The sequence below is a fragment of the Pygmaiobacter massiliensis genome (assembly GCF_900199435.1).
In the GTDB taxonomy this organism is placed as follows: Bacteria; Bacillota; Clostridia; order Oscillospirales; family Ruminococcaceae; genus Pygmaiobacter; species Pygmaiobacter massiliensis.
The window spans coordinates 1,719,216-1,740,569 of record NZ_OAML01000003.1 but is presented as its reverse complement, the minus strand read 5'-3'; the positions used below and the strand labels follow the sequence as shown (position 1 = coordinate 1,740,569).

General features: G+C 51.0%; 18 protein-coding genes. 10 read left to right on the top strand and 8 right to left on the bottom strand.

Annotated features, from left to right (window positions below; translation table 11 throughout):
• Window positions 1-693, bottom strand: a complete 693-nt coding sequence (locus C1A11_RS12970; RefSeq protein WP_102050864.1) for an iron-sulfur cluster assembly scaffold protein — start codon at window positions 691-693, stop codon at window positions 1-3.
• Window positions 694-1,078: 385 nt separating this feature from the next.
• Between C1A11_RS12970 and C1A11_RS12965 the strand changes: the two genes are divergently transcribed.
• The 3 genes from C1A11_RS12965 (at window position 1,079) to C1A11_RS12955 (ending at window position 5,639) form a co-directional block, all read left to right on the top strand.
• Window positions 1,079-1,339: a hypothetical protein gene (locus tag C1A11_RS12965; RefSeq protein ID WP_102050863.1), complete on the top strand. Its 261-nt coding sequence runs from the start codon at window positions 1,079-1,081 to the stop codon at window positions 1,337-1,339.
• Window positions 1,340-1,561: 222 nt separating this feature from the next.
• Window positions 1,562-4,306, top strand: coding sequence for a preprotein translocase subunit SecA (gene secA / locus C1A11_RS12960; protein ID WP_102050862.1), 2,745 nt, complete (start codon window positions 1,562-1,564; stop codon window positions 4,304-4,306).
• 274 nt (window positions 4,307-4,580) lie between these two features.
• Window positions 4,581-5,639 (top strand): GGDEF domain-containing protein, encoded by a 1,059-nt coding sequence (locus C1A11_RS12955; RefSeq protein WP_180950362.1) that lies wholly within the window; start codon window positions 4,581-4,583, stop codon window positions 5,637-5,639.
• A gap of 151 nt (window positions 5,640-5,790) precedes the next feature.
• Here C1A11_RS12955 and C1A11_RS12950 read toward each other — a convergent pair whose 3' ends face one another.
• From C1A11_RS12950 to C1A11_RS13885, 3 genes are all read right to left on the bottom strand, one after another.
• A complete protein-coding gene (locus C1A11_RS12950) occupies window positions 5,791-6,435 on the bottom strand; it encodes a DedA family protein (protein WP_102050860.1) in 645 nt (214 codons plus the stop codon).
• A 104-nt stretch (window positions 6,436-6,539) separates the two neighbouring features.
• Window positions 6,540-7,493, bottom strand: a complete 954-nt coding sequence (locus tag C1A11_RS12945; RefSeq protein WP_102050859.1) for an ROK family protein — start codon at window positions 7,491-7,493, stop codon at window positions 6,540-6,542.
• Between the two features lie 209 nt (window positions 7,494-7,702).
• A complete protein-coding gene (locus tag C1A11_RS13885) occupies window positions 7,703-7,864 on the bottom strand; it encodes a hypothetical protein (RefSeq protein ID WP_180950361.1) in 162 nt (53 codons plus the stop codon).
• Between the two features lie 245 nt (window positions 7,865-8,109).
• On the opposite strand from C1A11_RS13885, the gene C1A11_RS12940 reads away from it, so the two are divergent.
• Window positions 8,110-8,367, top strand: a complete 258-nt coding sequence (locus tag C1A11_RS12940; RefSeq protein ID WP_102050858.1) for an HPr family phosphocarrier protein — start codon at window positions 8,110-8,112, stop codon at window positions 8,365-8,367.
• A gap of 166 nt (window positions 8,368-8,533) precedes the next feature.
• On the opposite strand, the gene C1A11_RS12935 is transcribed toward C1A11_RS12940, so the two are convergent.
• Window positions 8,534-10,585 carry a PP2C family protein-serine/threonine phosphatase gene (locus C1A11_RS12935; RefSeq protein ID WP_102050857.1) on the bottom strand — a complete coding sequence of 684 codons (2,052 nt, stop codon included), beginning with the start codon at window positions 10,583-10,585 and terminating at the stop codon, window positions 8,534-8,536.
• 278 nt (window positions 10,586-10,863) lie between these two features.
• Here C1A11_RS12935 and mgrA point away from each other — a divergent pair, with 278 nt between their 5' ends.
• From mgrA to C1A11_RS12910, 5 genes are all read left to right on the top strand, one after another.
• A complete protein-coding gene (mgrA, locus tag C1A11_RS12930; protein WP_102050856.1) occupies window positions 10,864-11,874 on the top strand; it encodes an L-glyceraldehyde 3-phosphate reductase in 1,011 nt (336 codons plus the stop codon).
• A 5-nt stretch (window positions 11,875-11,879) separates the two neighbouring features.
• Complete coding sequence (locus tag C1A11_RS12925; protein WP_102050855.1) at window positions 11,880-12,584, top strand: ABC transporter ATP-binding protein; 705 nt, start codon at window positions 11,880-11,882, stop codon at window positions 12,582-12,584.
• 3 nt (window positions 12,585-12,587) lie between these two features.
• A complete protein-coding gene (locus C1A11_RS12920) occupies window positions 12,588-15,956 on the top strand; it encodes an ABC transporter permease (RefSeq protein ID WP_102050854.1) in 3,369 nt (1,122 codons plus the stop codon).
• A 170-nt stretch (window positions 15,957-16,126) separates the two neighbouring features.
• Entirely contained in the window at window positions 16,127-16,459 is a 333-nt protein-coding gene (locus tag C1A11_RS12915) for a hypothetical protein (protein WP_102050853.1), read from the top strand.
• Between the two features lie 15 nt (window positions 16,460-16,474).
• Complete coding sequence (locus C1A11_RS12910; RefSeq protein WP_102050852.1) at window positions 16,475-17,653, top strand: cation:proton antiporter; 1,179 nt, start codon at window positions 16,475-16,477, stop codon at window positions 17,651-17,653.
• 102 nt (window positions 17,654-17,755) lie between these two features.
• Here the strand turns inward: C1A11_RS12910 and C1A11_RS12905 are convergent, their stop codons facing one another.
• On the bottom strand, window positions 17,756-18,118 hold the full coding sequence (locus C1A11_RS12905; protein WP_102051098.1) for a VOC family protein: 363 nt from the start codon (window positions 18,116-18,118) through the stop codon (window positions 17,756-17,758).
• 309 nt (window positions 18,119-18,427) lie between these two features.
• Between C1A11_RS12905 and C1A11_RS12900 the strand changes: the two genes are divergently transcribed.
• Window positions 18,428-19,153, top strand: a complete 726-nt coding sequence (locus tag C1A11_RS12900) for a lysophospholipid acyltransferase family protein (protein ID WP_102050851.1) — start codon at window positions 18,428-18,430, stop codon at window positions 19,151-19,153.
• Window positions 19,154-19,260: 107 nt separating this feature from the next.
• Here the strand turns inward: C1A11_RS12900 and C1A11_RS12895 are convergent, their stop codons facing one another.
• A complete protein-coding gene (locus C1A11_RS12895) occupies window positions 19,261-19,449 on the bottom strand; it encodes a hypothetical protein (RefSeq protein ID WP_102050850.1) in 189 nt (62 codons plus the stop codon).
• Window positions 19,450-19,954: 505 nt separating this feature from the next.
• The gene (locus tag C1A11_RS12885) at window positions 19,955-21,340 is read right to left on the bottom strand and encodes an NAD(P)/FAD-dependent oxidoreductase (RefSeq protein ID WP_102050848.1); all 1,386 of its coding nucleotides are present in this window, start codon (window positions 21,338-21,340) and stop codon (window positions 19,955-19,957) included.
• Window positions 21,341-21,354: the final 14 nt, after the last annotated feature.

Below are 21,354 nucleotides of genomic sequence, written 5' to 3'. Positions count from 1 at the left end.
TTATTCTTCACGCGGATCGATGTATTTGACGGCTTCGTCAAATCGACCGTAAGTGCCGATATTCTTCTCAAATGCCTCTTTGGGGTCTTTGCCGTGACGGATGTCCTCCAGCATTTTGCCCAAACGTACAAACTGGTAACCAATTACCTCGTTGTTGGCATCCAATGCCAGTTTGAGGATATAGCCCTCAGTCAGCTCGAGATAGCGCACACCTTTTGCTTTGGTGGAAAAGATGGTGCCGGTCATGCTGCGCAGGCCTTTGCCAAGGTCTTCCAGGCCAGCGCCGATGGGCAGACCGTCATCCGAAAACGCAGTCTGGCTGCGGCCGTAGACAATCTGGAGGAACAGTTCGCGCATTGCCACGTTGATGGCATCGCACACGAGGTCAGTATTCAGTGCTTCAAGGATGGTTTTGCCGGGCAGAATCTCGCCCGCCATTGCGGCAGAGTGGGTCATGCCGGAGCAGCCGATCGTTTCGACCAATGCTTCCTCAATGATGCCGTTTTTGATGTTGAGGGTAAGCTTGCAAGTACCCTGCTGAGGGGCGCACCAGCCTACACCGTGAGTGAGGCCGGAGATGTCGGTGATCTCATATGCCTTGACCCATTTGCCTTCTTCGGGAATCGGCGCAGGGCCATGGTTGCAGCCCTTGGTCAGAGGACACATATGTTCTACTTCTCTGGAATAGTTCATATTCGCACTCCTTTATCTGATTTATGGATGGGGCGAGCTTTTTCGCCCCGGAAAACAAAACTCTGGCAAAAGCAGTGTACCCCAAGCTTTCACTACTTATTATTATAGGTTTTCGCAAGGGGGACTGCAAGCATTTTTGTCGCATTCTTTGTTAAATTTTTACCAACTTTTTCAAAAGAGTCTTATCTACTTCTGAGACCTTTGTACAATTCACTCCGGGGCGCTGTGTAAACTGTTGCAATTGCGCAGTGCGCCATTTATAATACGATTGAAGGAAGCACCTGCTTCTTTTCTGCTCCGCAGTATTTTCATGTTTGAAACCCTGCCTGCGCGGCAATACTGAAGAGCAAGATACATTTATACTTTACATATGGAGGGTAAGATTATGGCAGATACAGTTAAACTCAGCGGTGTCGATGTCGCAGAATTCACCGAGGTCATCAATTCCTGCAAGGGCGACGTTTTTATGGTCACCCCCTATGGCGATAAACTCAACCTCAAAAGCAAGCTGTGCCAGCTGATTGGCTTCACCCGCCTGATTGAAGGCGGCAAACTTGCAGAGGCTACCCTTGTTTGCGATGATCCCGAGGACGAAAGCAAACTTTTCCGTTACAACCTGTTTGGCAAAGAGGGCATGAACAAATAAAGCTGCCTGCGGCAGCGGAGTGCGCAAAGCAGCGCGCCCCGCTGCTTTTTTCGTTTTAAAGGGTCGGGCAAGGGCGATAAAACGCGAAAAGTTTTACAAAATGTTCAATTGTTTTGTACCCCGTTTGTTTGACAGCGCCCCCGGTGTGGAGTAAAATGAATTCATATGCGTTTCCCTGCATCTATAATGTAGAAATAAAATATAAAGGATTGGTTCCACGATATGTCTTTGATGGAAAAACTCTTCGGCTCCTTTTCGGACAAAGAGCTGAAAAAGATTCGCCCGATCGCTGATAGCGTACTGGCACTGGAAAGTAAGTACGCTGCCCTGTCGGACGCGGAGCTTCGTGCCATGACCCCCGCCTTGAAAGAGCGGCTTGCCGCCGGCGAAACACTTGACGATATTTTGCCGGATGCTTTCGCTACTTGCCGTGAGGCCAGCTGGCGTGTACTTGGCATGAAACACTTCCCCGTACAGATTATCGGCGGTATTGTGCTGCACCGCGGCTGCATCTCTGAGATGAAGACCGGTGAAGGTAAAACACTCGTGGCAACTCTCCCGGTTTACTTAAATGCGCTCACCGGTGCCGGTGTTCACGTTGTCACGGTCAACGATTACCTCGCAAAGCGCGACTCTGAGTGGATGGGCAAACTGTACCGCTACCTCGGCCTTTCTGTTGGCCTGGTGGTGCACGATATTACCATTGCCGAGCGCAAAGCTGCTTACCAAGCGGATATCACCTACGGCACCAACAACGAGTTTGGTTTTGACTACCTGCGTGACAACATGGTTACCTACAAAAACCAGATGGTACAGCGCGGCCACGCGTTTGCCATCGTCGATGAGGTCGACTCCATCTTGGTCGACGAGGCCCGTACGCCGCTTATCATCAGCGGCGAGGGTGACAAATCCACCGACCTTTACCACAAAGCGGACGAGTTCGTCAAACGCCTGCGCAAAGTTACCTTTGCTGATGTAGACGACAAAGAAGAGCACGATGAAGAGGTCGACGGCGACTACATCGTGGTGGAAAAACAAAAAACCGTTACCCTGACCCAGCAGGGCATTAAAAAGGCCGAGGCCTACTTCCATGTAGAAAACCTTGCCGACGCCGACAACATGACCCTGTCGCACCACATTAATCAGGCAATTCGCGCACATGGCATCATGAAACGCGATGTTGATTACGTGGTACGTGAAGGCGAGGTTATCATCGTTGACGAGTTCACCGGTCGTTTAATGATTGGCCGTCGCTATAACGAAGGCCTGCATCAGGCCATCGAGGCAAAAGAGGGCGTAACTGTTGAAAAAGAGAGCAAAACTCTCGCAACTGTCACCTTCCAGAACTACTTCCGTATGTACAAGAAGCTGGCCGGTATGACCGGTACTGCAAAAACGGAAGCCGATGAGTTCAGCGAAATCTACGGCCTGCTGGTCGTTGAAATCCCCACCAACCGTCCGATGGTTCGTAAAGATATGGACGACGTGGTATATACCACCGAAAAAGGCAAGTTTAACGCTGTTATCGAACAGGCAATCGAGTGCCACGAAAAAGGCCAGCCGGTTCTGGTCGGCACCATCAGCATCGAAAAGAGCGAGCTGCTCTCTTCCATGCTCAAACGCCGCGGCGTAAAACACGAAGTTTTGAACGCGAAATTCCATGAGAAGGAAGCAGAAATCATCGCACAGGCCGGCAAGTTCGGCGCGGTGACCATCGCAACCAACATGGCAGGCCGTGGTACTGATATTATGCTGGGCGGTAACGCCGATTACATGGCAAAAGCAGACCTGCGCAAAGCAGGCTTTGACGATGCACTGATTGCCGAGGCAGACGGCCACGCCGAGACCGATGATGAGCAGGTCATCGCAGTGCGCCGTGCATTTGAAGAGGCCCTTGCAAAATACAAACCCGTCATTGCCGCTGAGGCTGAGCGGGTGCGTGAAGCAGGCGGCCTGTATATCATCGGCACCGAGCGCCATGAATCTCGACGCATCGATAACCAGCTGCGCGGCCGTGCCGGTCGTCAGGGCGACCCCGGTGCCTCCCGCTTCTTCATCTCGCTGGAGGACGACCTTATGCGTCTGTTCGGCGGTGAGCGTGTGCAGACCCTTATGAACACTCTCAAAGTAGAAGAGGATATGCCGATTGAAAGTCGCGCAATCACCAACATCATTGAGAGCGCACAGAAGAAGATTGAAGCGCAGAACTTCTCGATTCGTAAAAACGTGCTGTCCTTCGACGACGTTATGAATCAGCAGCGCGAAATCATCTATGGCCAGCGCGGCAAAGTGCTGGAGGGCGAGGATGTTTCTGAAAGCATCCACAACATGATCCGCGAAGCCATCACCAACAACGTTGCACTTTTTGCAGCTGGCGAAAATGCAGCAGAGTGGGATATTTCCGGCCTGCGCGACCACTATCGCGGCTGGCTGCTGACCGACGCAGACCTGCGTTTTGATGAAGCCGAACTGAAAGAGCTGACCCGCGAAAAGCTCGAAACCTTGCTCTATGATCGTGCGCTGGAAATCTGCAAACGCAAAGAGGAGCGCTACGGTGCTAACATCATGCGTGAGCTGGAGCGTGCCGTGCTGCTGCGCAACGTCGACACCAAGTGGATGGAGCACATCGACAACATGGATGAACTGCGCAAGGGCATTTACCTGCGCAGCTACGGCCAGCGTGACCCCGTGGTTGAGTACCGTATCGAAGGCTTCGATATGTTCGATGCCATGATTGATTCCATCAAAGAAGATACCGCCCGCATGCTGCTGACGGTGGAGATTCGTACCGAAGAAGGCCCGAAGCGTGAGCAGGTGGCTGTACCCGTAGGCGAAACAGCCGGCGGTGAAAAGCTGAACTCGAAACAGCCTGCCAAGAGCACCAAAGTTGGCCGCAACGACCCGTGCCCCTGCGGCAGCGGGCTGAAGTGGAAAAAATGCACTTGCAAAGAGTACCACCCGGACTAAGCACCTATAAAAATAAGAAAGCGCTGCACAGGAAATTTCTGTGCAGCGCTTTCTTATTGAAATTTCAGCATTATATTTTGTGCTTATTTTAAGCCATTTTTTCTTTTGTTTCGTTTACTTTTCGCGCTATATGTGGTAGGATGGACAAAATAATGCAAGTTAGGGAGCGGACGATATGTGGGCAGCCGCACACAACATTTTACAAAAAAAGCAACGACTTCTGCAAAATAACCAAGTAGCGGTTCAGGCAAGCAATTTAAATGCATTAAGGCTAATGCTGCGTGTAGATACGCTTATGTTTTTTGTGCTTACCATCGCAAGTGTTTTGTTGCCCTCCTATCGCTATCTGTTCTTTGTTTTTTTGGGTGCTTTTCTCTCACTGTGCCTTGTGCTGCTCATGCAAAAGGAGCTTACCCGTCGTTGGTCTGCTCTGACTTGCTTTTATAGTTTTTTTGCACTCTCCATGATATATTCTATTATCGTCAGCATCTGCTCGGGTCCAGACTTTGTTTCGGTAAGCATGCTGGCTTTACTTTTGCTGCACAATTTATTGATGCTGGACAAAACTTGGCGTATAGCGCTATTCTCTTTTGCTTCGTCTGCTGCTTATTGGGGCGCTATTGCCTTCTTTAAAACACCAACTCTGGCGGTAGACGAGTTTATTAATGTGTTTAGCTTTTTCTTACTCTCAGTGCTGCTTGGCACCTACCACAGCACCTCTCAGCTGGAAAGCTTTGATTTAAAACGCCGCGCTGAAATTGGCGAGATTACCGATGCCTTGACACACCTATATAATCGTAAAAAGTTTTATGATGTACTGCAAGAAAGTTGCCACGGGGATTGCAGCACCCCGATATGTGGCATTGCAATGATTGATGTGGATAAGTTTAAGCAGTACAACGACTGTTTGGGGCATCAGGCAGGCGATCGCTGCCTGGAAACGCTGGGTTTACAGTTTGCTGCGTTTGGTAGCGCACATGATTTGCTGCTTTTCCGTTACGGCGGCGAGGAGTTTGTTGCCGTGAGCAAAACGCATACTGACGAGCAATTGGTGGCATTATGTTGCGATCTGGGCCAAAAAATAATGGCACTTGGGCTGCGGCACCCAGCTGCGCAACGCCCTATCGTCACCATCAGCATTGGAGTCAGCTACTCTGCTACGGCTTTGCAGGTAAGCTGCGACCAAATGATTTCGCAAGCAGACATTGCGCTGTATGCTGCGAAGCGGCAAGGCCGAAATGCCGTCTGCTATTTTGGTCCTCCGCTTAGCATACATTCTTTGGATGCCAAACCGCCGGACCTTGGCCCGATAGCTGAGACCGTATTTGAATAGCGTTACGAATGATGTGTATTCGCTATACTACTCATTGGGGCTGTCGCCACTACCAAACCGTAAAATAAAAACGACATTGCAGCAGATGCGCAGCAATGTCGTTTTTGTTTGCCCGGCCCTCTTGCAGAGGGTGAGATACAGCCCACCAGTTTTAGTTAGGCGCAGAGCTTGCGCTTTGTGCTTGCTTTTTCTCTTTCATGCTCCGCAGCAGCCGCTTGATGGCAAACCACCCCATTGTGGCTCCCATCACCAGCACTACGATGGAATTGTAAAAGCCCGTATAATCCAAAAGCATCGCCCAGGCATCACCCAGCGCTGCCCCTGCACCGCACAAGATCGTATTCCAGCACAAGCTGCCTACCGTGGTTAAAACCAAAAAGCGGCTAAGCTTCATGTGGGCCATACCGGCCGGAATAGAAATAAGGCTGCGTAAAATAGGCACCATGCGGCAAAAGAAAACCGTTTTTTCTTGCCCTTGCGCGTATTTGTCCAGTGTGCGGCGGATATCTTCTTCATGCAGGCCCAGATGCCGCCCCCAGCCCCGTGCAAAGCCGCATAGCCGCTCTTCGTCCATCAGTGTACCAACCCAGTATAAAATCAATGCGCCAATTACACTGCCCAGCGTAGCACCAAAAATCACTTCCGGCAAGGCCAGCGTGGTTTTTGTGGTCATAAACCCGCCAAAGGTCAGCAGCACCTCACTCGGGATGGGCGGAAACAGGTTCTCGAGCAAAATCAGCCCAAACACGCCGATGGCGCCATAGGTTTCAATAATATAAAAAATTGTATCTGTCATCTGCGCACCTCCGTGTTTGTTATATATGTAAAAAATCGCAAAACCATACCCCGAGAAAAAGAAAACCGCCTTCTCGTAAGAGAAAGCGGTTTGGATTTATTCGGTTAGCAGTGGCTTGCCAGTGCCGCGGCACCAATGATGCCTGCATCGTTACCAAGCGTAGCCATACGAATTTCTGGGGCGAACATATCACCGCAGTACATCGTATTTTTAACAATTTCATGGATTTGGTCAGCCACATATTTGCCCTCTTTGGAGATGCCCCCGCCGATGACGATGGCGCGCACGCCAAACGCATTTGCGATATTGGCCGCCCCCTGTGCAATGTAATCGATAAAATGTGCCACCAATTCTTTTGCGGTTTCGTCACCTGCTTTGGCTACATCAAAAATGTTTTTGCCGTTCAGCCTGTCGCCCGACTCGCGAATTTTTGCAAGCTGCGATTCGGGATGTGCGTCTGCTGCGCGGTTTGCATCGCGAATCAGTGCGGTAAAGCTGGCATAACTCTCCAGGCAGCCTCTGCGTCCACAGGTGCAGGGCTCACCATCATAAATCAGTGTAGTGTGGCCCAACTCTGGTGCAACAGAATTTGCCGGTGCAAACACTTTGTTGTCTAAAATAATGCCGCTGCCCACGCCGGTGCCAATCGTAATCATAGCAAGCGAAGAGAACTCTTCGCCAGCACCGGCCACAAACTCGCCCAGTGCGGCACAGTCTGCGTCGTTGCCTACTACTACGCTTTCAACGCCTGTCGCTTTGCGGATGGTGCGTGCAAGAGGAACATTGTCCCAATGCAGGTTGTTGGAAAAAATAATGTCGCCGTTTTCTTTATTGCTTGTTCCCGGGCTGCCAATGCCGATGCTGTCAATATCTTCCACCGAAAGGCCAGCGTCTGCAACCAGCTTGAGGCAAAGCTTTGCCATGCTGGCAGCTACGGCTTCAAAGCCGCGCTCACTTTCTGTTTTTACCGAGCCTTTGGCCAGCAGGTGGTATTGCTCGTCCACCACGCCTGCCGCGATATTCGTTCCTCCAAGGTCTACGCCGATGGTATATTTCATACGGTTCCCTCCCAGAAATCTTTGTTCTAAGCAAGGTGCTGTAATGCACCGTTACTATTGTAGCATTCCCGTTTCTTTCAAACAAGAGGTGCGGCTTTTTTCGCTTTGCAAAAAACACGAAACATTATGGAAATTTGTTTCCAAAAAGCAAAAAGCCCCAAAGGGTCCTTGCAGGCTCTTTGGGGCAATATATTTTGGCTTTGTTGCCTTTAGTCGCGGGTGGGCTGTTCAGAGGCATTTTTGCTCTCTTCATAGCGGGTACGCTCCGCGTCGTCGGCAGGGCGAATATGGTTGCTGTTGCAAACAGGGCAGTTGAGCACCTCACCCATTCGTTCAAATAAAAATTGGCATTTATCGCAGATGTAAACCATAGAAATCCTTTCCGCAAACAGGTTAAACCAGTTGTTTTTTCAAAAAAGCCAACCGCTTACGCCCTTTGCAGTACGCCGCGTGGCAAGTAGAATACATAAAATTATTATATCGAATCGGCGCCAAATGTCAAGTTTAAGGGTAAGAAAAAAGTGTGGTTTTTACCGCACAAATTGCGGTTTTTCCTTCTTTTTTTATGGTATATTTTGGCTAAAATTATTTCGTAAAAAAGGAAGGAGTTTTTTCTATGCAGCAGTTTTCTTGCACCCTTGCCGACCCCGAAGGGCTGCATGCACGCCCCGCCGGTAAACTGGTTTCTCTCGCTTGCAGCTATGCTTCGGTAATAGAGCTGCATAAAGCCGAAAAAACTGCAAACTGCCGCCGTTTATTTGCGTTGCTAAGCCTATGCGTACGCAGTGGCGAGCCCATTACCTTTACGGTAGAGGGCGAAGATGAAGAGGCTGCCATTGCCGCTTTACGCGCGTTTGTACTTACCCTTTCTTAGCACTCAAAAAGCCCGGCAACTGTATTTTAACAGGCCGGGCTTTTAATTTTTGTTGCAAAACCTAAGCAGTATTGCATGCCCTATTTTCGATAAGCATTGAGGCAGCGTAAGCCTTTTTGCTCGCTGCCTGGCATATCTTTGCGTTACCGTGTTATAACTATAATTTTCACATCATCGGATCTTCTGTAATCGGCACAATGCGCATTACCGCAACTGTCATATCATCTGCACGGGCACCGCGTCGTTTTTTTGCACCATCCAGCAGCGTGTCTGCAATATTTTGTGGGGTGCTCTCCCAAACGCGCTGCAGCTCCATCTGAATCCAGATATCCCCCGCTGCAAGCATGCCATCGCTTACCATCACCGCAACATCGCCTGCGCCAAGGTCCAGCTTGGTTTCGCTGCCACGTACTTCGTCTAAAATGCCGACCGGCAAAGTCTCGGAAGAAAGGCTGCCTACCCGCCCGCTGCGGACAAAATAAGTAGGCGCACCACCCGCTTTATAGACACGGCAGATGCCGCGTGCGAGATCTACTGTCAAAATGTCAATGGTTGCGCCTGCCTCCCCTTCCGGCAGCGAAAGCGCAATATTAATCAGCCGCACGGTGGAAACGGCATCAAAGCCGGCTTCCAGCAACTGCCGGGCAAGGCTAGCCGCAAGGGTACCATCCACTGCTGCAGCACGGCCTACGCCCATGCCATCGCACAGCAAAAGATGTGCCTGGCTGCGCATACCTGAAAAGCTGCGCACTACGTCGGCAGAAACGCCCTCGGCGGCGGCACCGGCACTCGCTGTTTCAATGCGATATTTAGCTCGCAGCGGTGCCGGGGATGCCAGCTCTTTTGCTACGGTGGCAAGTGCTTGCGACATCACCGAAAGCTGGCTTGTTACGGCGGTACGCAGCGCGTCAGACTTGGTAGCCGCGCAGCGCAGCGCAAGCCGCTCTGAGCTATACTCGTTCAGTGCACGGCAAAGATCATACGGTTTGATGCAGCAGGTAGAGACCTGCTCGGGTAAAGTTTGCGGAGTTACAGCGCTGCCGGCTGCCACCCAACTTTGCAGCGCATTCATTCCGTCCATCATCGTGTTGGCATTCGCCACCCAGCAATTGCAGTTGTTTTTGCAGTTGCGGCACAGGCTGTCGGTCAGATAATCCGGCAGCTCACCAATTTCTGTTTTTTGCGGAATGGTACGGCACACTTCGCGTACGGTATCTGCCACATCGCAAAGTGCGTTGCCCAGCTGCCGCACTCGGGTAGAAGCAGCCGCAAGGCGGCCCTTTTCCCCTTCTTCTACGCCGGCAACCAACGTTACCAGCTTGTCTGGCAGCAATAAAAAGAGAACAGCGCTCAGTAAGCCGTTGGCAAAACAAGCCAACAGCATGGCACTGCCGTGGCAAAGCAGCATGCCAAAACAGGCACCCGCACAATAGCCCACTGCCATACGGCTGCGCGCACCATGCAGTGCCATGGCAAGCAAAGCCCCCAGACCCATGCCTATCGCAAACGGTGCCAAACGGGTATCGTATGCGATGATGCCGACCCCAGCAGCAACTGCAACGTAGAGGGTTTTAGCGTCCTCCGCAAAAGCGAGGCAGCAGACCAGAGCGCCAGAGACCACTACCCCAAGGCTGACCCAAAGCAGTGAAACACGGCAAAGGGCAGCGACCACCGCCATGCCCCAAGCAAGCACAGCAAAACGAGCATTACCTGTGAGGCCCGGCAAACCACGTTTCGCGGCAACCAACACCACACTGCCAAGCAGCGCAAACCCTGTTAACAGGGCTGCTTCCGCAAAAGCGGCAAAGGTTTTTTCTATACTGGCACCCAGCCGCAGCTGCGAGAGCATCTCTGCCACAAGCAGGGTTAGCGCACTGCCGCAGGCAGAAATCAGCACACCGGGCTTGTCCGGTGCAAAGCGCTGCATAGCAAACCGAAGGCAAAGTGCTACCACACAGGCCGCCACCAACCCGCCACTTGCGGCAAATGGTAGCCCCAGCACACAGCCAAGCACTGCGCCCGCTGCCACAAAGGGCAGCGCTGCCGCGGGGGCTGCTGCTGTAAGCGCCGGCCCAAACGGGGCAATTCCGCCAAGCACCGGCGTACTTGCAAGCAATGCTGCGGCTGCAGCCGCCCCAAGCCGCTTGGTATAGGGGGCGGCATCCCCCAGAGCTTTTTTGACCTGCTGGCGCAGCCCCTCCTGTGCGAGGTTGATCATCTTTTCTCTCCCTTTCCGAATGCGCACCGTAGAGCGCGCGGTTTGTTTTCTTTTGTCATTCTAGGACAGGCTGTTTAAAAATCGGCTCGAAACATCGCAGTGTTTTGGGGTTTCGCGCCCGGGTTTTCAACATGTTAGGCGCTATTTGTGGAAAATTCTTCCTTTATCGTGGAAAGCCGTTATTTTACTACAGTTTTTGTATTGCCAAACCTTTCGGGAAAGAATAGAATAAAATGAAGCATATAGGAATATAAGTATTAATTTTAAGGAGTAAAACCATGGAATACCTGGCAGCTGACACGCGTTATCAAACAATGCCTTATCAACGCGCAGGTAAAACCGGCCTGCGGCTGCCCGCCCTTAGCCTGGGATTGTGGCACAATTTTGGCAGCGTAGATAACTTTGACACAATGCGCGCCATGCTGCGCTGCGCGTTTGACGCAGGCATTATACATTTTGACCTTGCAAACAATTATGGGCCGGTACCAGGTAGTGCCGAAGAGAATTTTGGACGCCTGCTGGCACTGGACTTTAAGCCTTACCGCGACGAGCTTTGTATCTCTACCAAAGCGGGTTACCATATGTGGGAGGGGCCCTATGGCGAATGGGGCAGCCGCAAAGCCATGCTTGCAAGTCTGGACCAAAGCTTGCAGCGCCTTGGCCTTGATTATGTGGACATCTTTTACTCGCACCGGTTTGACCCGGACACCCCGCTGGAAGAAACGATGGGCGCACTGGCCGCAGCGGTACACAGCGGCAAAGCACTTTATGCCGGCATCAGCAATTACGACGGCGAGCAGTCTCGAAAAGCAGCCTCGCTTTTGCGTGACCTGCATTGCCCCTTTGTGCTCAACCAGTCGCGGTATTCCATTATGGACCGCCGCATCGAAGAAAACGGCCTGCTGCAAGCCGCGCAGGACGAAGGTTTTGGGCTGATTTGCTTTTCTCCGCTTTTTCAGGGTATGCTGACCAATCGCTACCTGCACGGTGTACCCGAGGATAGCCGCATGGCGCGGGAGGCCTTTTTGAAGTCCAGTGCCTTAACTGAGCAGCGGCTTACCCAGATTACCGCGCTGAATGAATTGGCGCAGCAACGCGGACAAAGCCTTGCCCAGATGGCACTGGCATGGGTACTGCGCCGCGACGAGGTAACCAGCGTGCTGATTGGCGCATCGCGCCCGGCACAGATTCTGGATAACCTGAGGGCGCTAAACGCCGCGCCTTTTACTACACAAGAACTACAAAAAATAGAAATTATCTGCGCAGGGCAACCTGCGTTTTGGAGGTGACCCGTTTGAGTTCCTTTGTAACATTTGAGAACGTATGCAAGTATTACCAGATGGGCGAGGTGAAAATCGCCGCGGCCGATCACGTCAGCTTTCACATCGAACAGGGAGAGTTCTGCATTATTGTTGGCCCTTCCGGTGCAGGTAAAACCACCGTGCTAAATATGCTTGGCGGCATGGATGGCTGCGACGAAGGGCGTATTCTGCTGGATGGGGCGCTGATTTCCAGCTATAACAAAAAGCAGCTTACCCAATATCGCCGGTATGATGTAGGCTTTGTTTTTCAGTTCTACAACCTGGTGCAAAACCTGACCGCACTGGAAAACGTAGAGCTGGCAAGCGAAATTTGCCGCGAGCCGCTGGACGCTAAAGAAACTTTAATTGAAGTCGGCCTTGGTGAGCGTCTTGGCAACTTCCCGGCACAGCTTTCGGGCGGTGAGCAGCAGCGCGTTGCAATTGCCCGTGCACTTGCCAAAAATCCTAAAATACTGCTTTGTGACGAGCCAACCGGCGCACTGGATTACCAGACCGGCAAACAGGTGCTTCAGCTTTTGCAGGATACCTGCCGCCGTACCGGGCGCACCGTCATTGTCATTACACATAACAGCGCGCTCACCGCAATGGCAGACCGGGTGATTCGCATCAACAGCGGCAAGGCGATTTCGAACGAAGTCAACCCCAACCCTATTCCGGTGGAAAGGATTGAGTGGTAAGCTTTGAACAGAACATACCGAAAAAGCATTCTGCGCACCGTTAAAAGCTCGCTGCCGCGCTTTCTGTCCATCTTTGCCATCGTAGCGCTCGGCGTCGGCTTTTTGTCCGGGCTGCTCTCCACCACACCGGATATGCGGCTTTCTGCCGACGGGTACTGCGACGACACCAATATGATGGACGTACGCCTGCTCTCTACCCTTGGGCTAACAGACGACGATTTGGCTGCGGTAAAACAGATAGAGGGCATAAAGGCAATAGCCCCCGTTTATGACAGCGACGTGTTGCTGACCCTGCCCCTTGGGCAGACGCTGGTGACCCGTATGCACAGCCTACCGGCCGATACTTCCGCCGAAAACCCGGCGTATATGAACCAGCTTCAGCTCATAGAAGGGCGCATGCCCGAAAAAGCCGGTGAATGTGTTCTGCTGCAATCCAGCACATTGACCGGTTTGCCTGCAAAAGTGGGCGACCGACTGAGCCTGGACGCTTCGAATGAATCCCCGGAAGACACCTTCGCCGTCAAAGATTTTGAAGTTGTCGGCATTGCCAAAACAGCTTACTATATGTCAGTCGAGCGGGAACATTCTACGCTTGGCAACGGCACGGTAAGCATGATGGCTTACACGCCGGATTCCAGCTTTTCGAGCGAAATTTATACCGGGTTTTATCTCACGCTGGAAGGCGCTTTAGAAAACAACGCTTTTTCTGCCGACTATGATGCGCTTGTAGAAAAAGTGAGCACTACTTTGGAAGCACTGGGCAACGAGCGTGCTCCCTTGCGTTATGACGAAGTGGTTGGCGATGCAAAAACCCAGCTTATGGATGCAAAAGTAGAGTTGGCCGATGCCCGTGCCGAGGCAGAGAAAAAGCTGGCCGATGCAGAAAAAGAGCTGGCAACTGCACGCCGAGAAATTGCGGATGGCGAGAAAAAGCTTGCAGACGGCAAGCAGGCCATTATTGACGGCCAGACCGATCTGGACCGAAACAAAGACCTCTTTGCACAGCAGATTCCCACCGCGCAGAAAGCGCTAACCGAAGCGCGCACCGCCGCAAACGAGGGCCGTGCAAAAATCACTGCCGCTTACACCAAACTGGAGCAAACCCTTGCCCAGCTTACCGCGCAGGAAACGCAAATCGCCGGTTTGGAAACCGGAAAGGCAGCGCTATTCCAGCTGGCAACCTCTATTGGCCTGCCGGTAAACGATGGCTCTGATGCAGAGGCGCTGGCACTCTTGCCGCAAGTTATCGCAGCCGTTGGCCCCACCAGCCCTGAAACCGCAGCCCAGCTAACAGCCTTGCAGGCTGGGCTAAACGCAATCGCGGCCCAAGGCCAGACCACCGAAACTGCGCGTGCCGCGCTGGAAGCCGGCAAGCAACAGTACAGCGCTGCGCTGACCCAGATTCAGGCACAGGACAGTGCTCTTGCGCAGCAGGAGACCCTGCTCGGCCAAAAAGAGAAAGAGCTAAACGCAACCATAATTGCAGCCCAGAACGGGTTTATCCAGGCCGACAAAGCGCTGTTGGATGCCCGTGCTGAAGTGGCAGATGCTGAGAAAAAGCTGAGCGATGCCCGGGTGCAATATGCGGACGGTGAAAAAGAATATACCGAAAAAAAAGCCGAAGCGGACCAGAAACTTTCTGACGCAGAGGAAGAGATTCTCGATGCCGAAGCAAAATTGCGCGACATTGGAAACTGCGAATGGTATATTTTTGACCGTTCTGATAACCTGAGCTTTGCAAGCTACGCTTCTAATGCGGATAAGATTGAAGCAATTGCCCGCGTTTTCCCCGTGTTCTTCTTCCTGGTTGCGGCACTGGTAGCACTGACCACCATGACCCGCATGGTGGAAGAGGAGCGTATCCAAATCGGCACCTTAAAAGCGCTCGGCTATTCCAACAGCAAAATCATGCTGAAATATCTGCTTTATGCCGGGCTAGCCGGTGTACTGGGCAGTGCTGCCGGGCTAGCCGTCGGCATTCGGCTCTTCCCCTCCTTGATTATCAACGCGTACAATATCATGTACGAAATACCCAAAGCGGTTACACCGTTTGACTGGCCTATCTGCATCACCTCCGCAGCTGCAATGACCATCTGCGTGCTGCTTGCTACGGTTAACGCCTGCTGGGCAGAGCTGAAAGAGGTGCCAGCGCGGCTGATGCTGCCCAAAGCCCCCAAGGCTGGCAAGCGCATCTTCTTAGAGAGCATGCCGTTTGTGTGGCGTCGTCTGAAATTCACACATAAGGTCACCGCGCGTAACCTGATTCGCTACAAAAAGCGCTTTTTCATGACCGTCATCGGCATCGCCGGCTGTACCGCTTTGCTGGTGACCGGCTTTGGTGTCAAAGATTCTATTTCGGACATCGTTTCGAAACAATTTGATGACCTTTACAACTACAATTTGATGGTTCCGCTGAAAAACACTGATGCATTGAACGGGCGTGACCTTAACGCTCTGCTCAATGATAAAGAGCTCGTGCAGGACCACCTTGCGGTGTTGCAGGAGGAATGGACTGTTGTTCCCGCCTCCGGCAAGCCGAAAGACAGCATTTCTTTGCTGGTGCCCCAAGATGCCGAAAAGTACACTGAGTTCTTCACCTTCCGCCACCGCACCAACAATATCCCCGTGGTATTCGATGATAATGCCGTGGTAGTAACCGAAAAGTTTGCAGCGCGCCAGGGGCTTGCTGTAGGCGATGAGGTGACAATTACCAATAGCGATAATCGCAAAGCCGTGTTTACTATCACGGATATTTGCGAAAACTATGTATCGCACTACCTCTTTATTTCGCGCAGTGCTTATGAGAAAGCGTTTAGCCAAACGGCTGACCCCAACCTGCTGCTTTGCCGTGCTACCGAAGATGCAAACCTACAGAACACACTGTCGGAAAAACTGCTGAAATGCCGCGATGTCGCCGGTGTGCAGTTTACCAGCGAGCTCTCGACCAGCTTTGCAAACAGCATTCGCAGCATCAACTCGATTGTGGTGGTACTGATTGTCAGCGCGGGCGCACTGGCATTCGTGGTGCTCTACAACCTGACCAACATCAACATTACCGAGCGTGAAAAAGAACTGGCAACCATTAAAGTGCTCGGATTCTATGACCGTGAGGTCGCCGCTTATATCTACCGTGAAACGGCGGTGCTATCACTATTTGGCACAGGGGTCGGGCTGATACTTGGTGTGTTTTTGCACCAATTTGTCATCCGAACGGCAGAAATTGATATGGTCATGTTCGGCCGTTCGATTTATGCCCCGAGCTACCTTTATGCCGCAGTACTAACACTGCTGTTCAGCCTGGTGGTTGCGCTCGTTATGCGCCCCAAACTTTCTGGTATTAGCATGGTAGAAAGCTTAAAAGCACCGGAATAAGCGATATTTAATTTCACTTTCTTCAATACCGCCGCATATAAAGTGCGGCGGTATTTGCATAATCTGCAACTTTTCCGCAAAATTTGCATTTGTGAAATTCAAATGTTACAATAGGGGCGCTTGTGTTTTGGCGAATCCTAAAACTAATTTTGGATTTGAGGAGGTAAATCATGAAACTTTTGGTCCTTATTTTAAACAAGGTAGAAGAGCTGGAGCATCTGCTCGAAAAGTTTGAGCGGCATAGTATTCGCGGAGCTACCATCCTTTCTAGCCGTGGCATGGCAATGGCGCTAGAAAATTATATGGACGGGTCTTTTTTGGGCAGCCTGCGCGCGGTGATGGAGCCCACGCGGGAAGAAAACCGAACCATTCTGATGGCGCTGAAAGACGAAAACGTGCCGGTCGTGCTTTCCATTATTGATGAAGTGATCGACCTGGATGCACCCAATACAGGTGTCGTTTTCACCCTGCCCATTGATTTCATCAAGGGTATCAAAGAATAAAGGAAGTACAGCCCTATGTCATTAAATGTTCTTTATGACCTGGCCGTACTCCTGTTTGCCGGGTTAATCTCTGCAAAACTTATTAAAAAACTTCGCCTGCCCGATGTCACCGGTTATCTGCTAGGTGGTTTGCTGATTGGGCCTTACCTGCTTGGCATCTTATCTGCAGAAGCCGCAGGAGGCCTTGCCATCATCTCGGATATGGCGCTCGGCTTCATCGCCTTTACAGTCGGTGGCGAGTTTAAATTCAGTTATTTTAAGCGAGTCGGCGCTACACCGATTGTTATCGCTTTTTTCGAGAGCATTATTGCGGTGCTTTTTGTTACACTTGGGCTGCTGGTGGCAGGTTGCGAACTTCCGTTTGCCATTGTACTGGGTGCCATTGCGGCGGCAACCGCACCGGCTGCCACCGTTATGGTCATCAAACAATATAAGGCCCGCGGCCCAGTTACCGAAACGCTGCTTTCGGTGGTTGCCATTGACGATGCCGTGGCGCTTGTTGCCTTCGGCTTTGCGGTGGCCATTGCTGGCACCCTGAACAGCACCGAAAGCGTTTCTCTGCTCGCTTCCATCGCAGCACCGGTGGTAGAGGTGCTGCTTGCCGTGGGGCTCGGTATTGGAATTGGATTTGTGTTCACCTTTGCGCTTCGCTTTTTCCCCCACCGCGACGCCCGGCTGGCGCTTGTCATTGCTTTTGTTTTTCTTGGCAGCGCTCTGGCAACCGCGCTTAACGTTTCGGCGCTTTTACTTTGCATGGCACTGGGTGCCACCTTTACCAACCTTTCGCGCACTTCGGCAGAAGTTTACTCGCTTTGCGACCAGCTGACGCCCCCGCTGTTTATGATGTTCTTTGTGCTCTCGGGCGCAGACCTTAACATCACAGTTCTGCCCTCTATTGGGCTCATCGGCGTCGTTTATGTGCTGCTGCGCGTAGCTGGTAAATGGTCCGGTGCCGCTTTGGGCGCTAAGCTGATGAAAGCGCCCAAAACCGTCTGCCGCTATCTTGGCCCTGCGCTGATTCCACAGGCAGGTGTTGCCATTGGCCTTACGTTTGTGGCACAAACTGTGGTACCGCAGTATGCAGAAACCATCCGTGCTGTTATTTTATGCGGCACGCTGATTTACGAGCTGGTAGGCCCTGCGATTACCAAAAAGACGCTGCAAAAAGCTGGCGAAATTGACGCTGGAATCTAAAGCAAACGCAAAAAAGCCGCCCTTATTCGGGCGGCTTTTCATTTTTTAGAGCAATATGCTTTTATAGCAGTGACAAGAGCCAACGGCTAAAAGCAACTTCGCTTACTCGCGCACCGGCACAATTTCAATCCAGTAGCCGTCGGGGTCAGTGATAAAGTAAATGCCCATTGCTTCATTTTCCAGCGCAACGCAGCCCATGGCCTTGTGTTTTGCCAGCAAAGCATCGGAGTCATCGGTTACAAAAGCCAGATGAAATTCGCACTCGCCCAGGTTATACGGCTCTTTGCGTTCTTTCAAATAAGTCAGCTCGAGCGTGAAATCACTTTCTCCGTCGCCCAGCCAAACCAGCGTAAAATCCGGTTTTTCTTTGCTGCGTACAGGTGCAAGACCAAGCGCTTCTTTGTAAAAAGCAAGGCTTCGCTCCAGGTCCAGCACGTTAAAATTAAAGTGGTTGAATCGAATCATTATTTTCGCCTCCATCTGCGTAAGTTTTTCTTTTCTGCTATGATTATAACGCAGAACATGTTAAAATAGCTAGAGCGATACTGCAACATTTTAGTGCCAGTGGCAGAAGGCGTATCCCCTTTTCCGCTTACTGTTCCGCGATAAAAGCGCACTTTTCAAGTAAGCTGCATCTCTTCTCGCGTTGAAAAAGTGCTGAAACGATTGGTTTTCATTTTTGGTGTCGCTCATCAAAAGGTCATTCTTTTGCACTTCGGCGTGCTTTGCGGATAGTGCAGACCACAAAAATAAGTTTTAAGGCGGTCCAACTTTATGCGCACAATTCTCTGGTTTATTTACTTTTGGCTTTATCTGATTGTTATCTTTCCGATTTTCGTGTACACGCGATACCTCGGACGTAAAGGCGAGCGAGAAAAGCACGACCGGTTAACCCGCAAAGTGGTGGGCAACTGGGCACGTCGGCTGATTCGGCTTGCCGGTGCGCAGGTAACAGTGGAGGGCCTGGAAAACCTGCCGGAAGGCCCCGCTGTTTATGTGGCAAACCACCTGGGCTATTTTGATATTCCGCTGATGCTGGGATATCTCGGCAACGACACCAAACCGCTGGTAGCGAAAAAAGAGATTAAAAAAATTCCGCTCATTCGAGGCTGGATGGAAGAGCTGCATTGTGTTTTCATCGATCGTGAAAACCCGCGCGCTTCGGTTGCTGCACTTGGAGAAGCAGCTGACTGGGTATCTCAGGGTTACTCGATGGTCATTTTCCCGGAAGGCACTCGCAGCAAAACCAGCGAGCTGGGCGAGTTTAAAGGTGGCGCGTTTAAAATTGCGCAAAAAAACAAGGTTGCTGTGGTTCCGTGCTGCATCAGCGGCACTGAAAATTTGATGGAGCGTAACGGCTATTGGATTCGCCCCGCAAAAATTGCACTCAAAGTCTTGCCTGCCATTGAAACCGAGGGCTATGCCCGCGAAGACTGGCGTGCCCTGCCTGCGCTTGCAGAGCAAAAGGTACGAGAGGGGCTTGCGGAAATGCCGCATTAACCCTTTGCTTTTTTAATAAAAATTGCCCGACTTGGTAAATACCAACGCCGGGCAATTCCTTTTATTTGTGGCAATCTGTTTCCACTGTTCTGCGATTATATTGAGTGTCACTTTTGTTTTTGTGTCATTCCTTGCACCAGTAAAGTACCGCCTACTGAAAAAACGCCAGTGCCCGCCATGATCAGTAACAAAGTGGCGTCAATGCCTTGCGGTATAAAAAAACTTTTCACCAAAAATAATAGTATCATTATCCCAACGATACAAAGGGTTAATCCAATCCATATTTTTTTCTTCAAAAGACAACACCTCACTTTTTAGTAAAAAGAATAAGTAACGATAGGACGCTTGGTTTTTTGTCTGCTGGGGGCTTTTCCATTATAATAAATTCGTCTGGTACAAAGATAGTCTCGCATTTTGGCATTGTTGTAAAAATAAGTATATTTTCAGAAAGCTGTGTGTAATTTGCTGCAAAGACCAGCAATGAAAACATACACAATCCTTAACAAATACCCGAGAGCTACTAGCCTTTTAATAACAACTCAATTATTGCAGAACTGTTTCATTAGCTTCATTGTAATTTTTCCTTTACATGCTTGTCAATATTTTGAAATATTATTTTTCATTTTTAATTATTTCAATACACTCATCTATTTAGCTTATACACCACATGGTTTTCCTTCAAGCTGTTTTATTCCTTATGGCGGGTGGTGTAAATACCTTCCCTCAAAAGCAAGAGCTGCAAGTATCACTGTTTCCAGTGGCTTGCAGCTCTTGCTTTTTATTAAAATACAGTAAACTTTGCTATACCAGCTCTCGTCCCATCAGCACGCCCATGGCAGAGGCCATCATCAGGCCGCGAGTCCAGCCGCTGGAATCGCCGAGGCAGTGCAGACCGGCAACGTTGGTATTGAACTTTTCATCCATTTTTACACGGTTGCTGTAAAACTTCAGCTCAGGTGAATAGAGTAGCGTTTCAATCGAAGCAAAACCGGGTACCACATGGTCAACTGCCGCGATAAAGTTAATGATGTTGACCATAGCGCGGTAAGGCATGGCGGCGGTGATATCGCCTGCAATTGCATCCGGCAGGGTCGGTTTCAGGTTGGAGCGGTCCAGCTCTTTTTGCCAGGTGCGCTTGCCATCGAGAATATCGCCGTAGCGCTGTACAAGAATATGCCCTGCGCCGAGCATATTGGTCAGCTCGCCTACCTTTTGCGCGTAAGCAATCGGCTGATTAAACGGCTCGTTAAAATTGTGCGAGCAAAGAATTGCAAGGTTGGTATTGTTGGATTTCAGCTCCTTATAAGAGTGCCCGTTCACCACGGCGAGGTCGTTGTCATAGTTTTCCTGGCTGACGAAACCACCGGGGTTTTGGCAGAAGGTACGCACTTTATTTTTGAACGGTTTCGGATAACCAATCAGCTTGGATTCGTACAATACATTGTTGACTTGCTCCATCACTTCGTTGCGCACTTCCACACGCACACCGATATCCACGGTGCCGGGTTCGTGTGCAATGTCGTGCTTGGCGCAAACTTTTTCAAGCCAGTCTGCCCCGCGGCGGCCGGTTGCAATTACCGTGCTGCCGGCTTCAATTGTTTCGTCTTTGCGACCGTCGGTAACGGTAACACCGGTGCAGCGGTCGCCGTCGAGAATCAAATCCACACACTCGTAGCCAAACAAAATTTCTACGCCGTTTGCAAGCAGATGCTGCTCAATAGCGAGGTAAATCTCTTGTGCTTTTTCCGTGCCGAGGTGACGAATAGGGCAATCGACCAGCTTTAAGCCAGCTTGAATGGCGCGCTTACGGATATGTTTGACCTCTTCGTCGTCAGAAACGCCCTCTACGTGGGTATCTGCACCAAACTCAAGGTAGATGCTGTCAGCATAATCAATGGTTTCCTGCGCACTATCTGCGCCAATCAGGCTGGGCAGATCGCCGCCTACTTCGTAGCTGAGCGAGAGTTTGCCGTCTGAAAATGCGCCTGCGCCGGAAAATCCGGTGGTAATATGGCAGGGGGTGCATCCAACGCATTTTTTGGTTTTGGTTTTTGGGCAGCGGCGGTTTTCAATTGCCTGGCCTTTTTCCACGATCAGAATGCTTTTTTTGCTGCCAAGGCGCAGCATTTCGAGCGCGGTGAAAATACCCGCCGGGCCCGCGCCTACGATCACGATGTCTTTTTTCATCTTTTGGACAACCT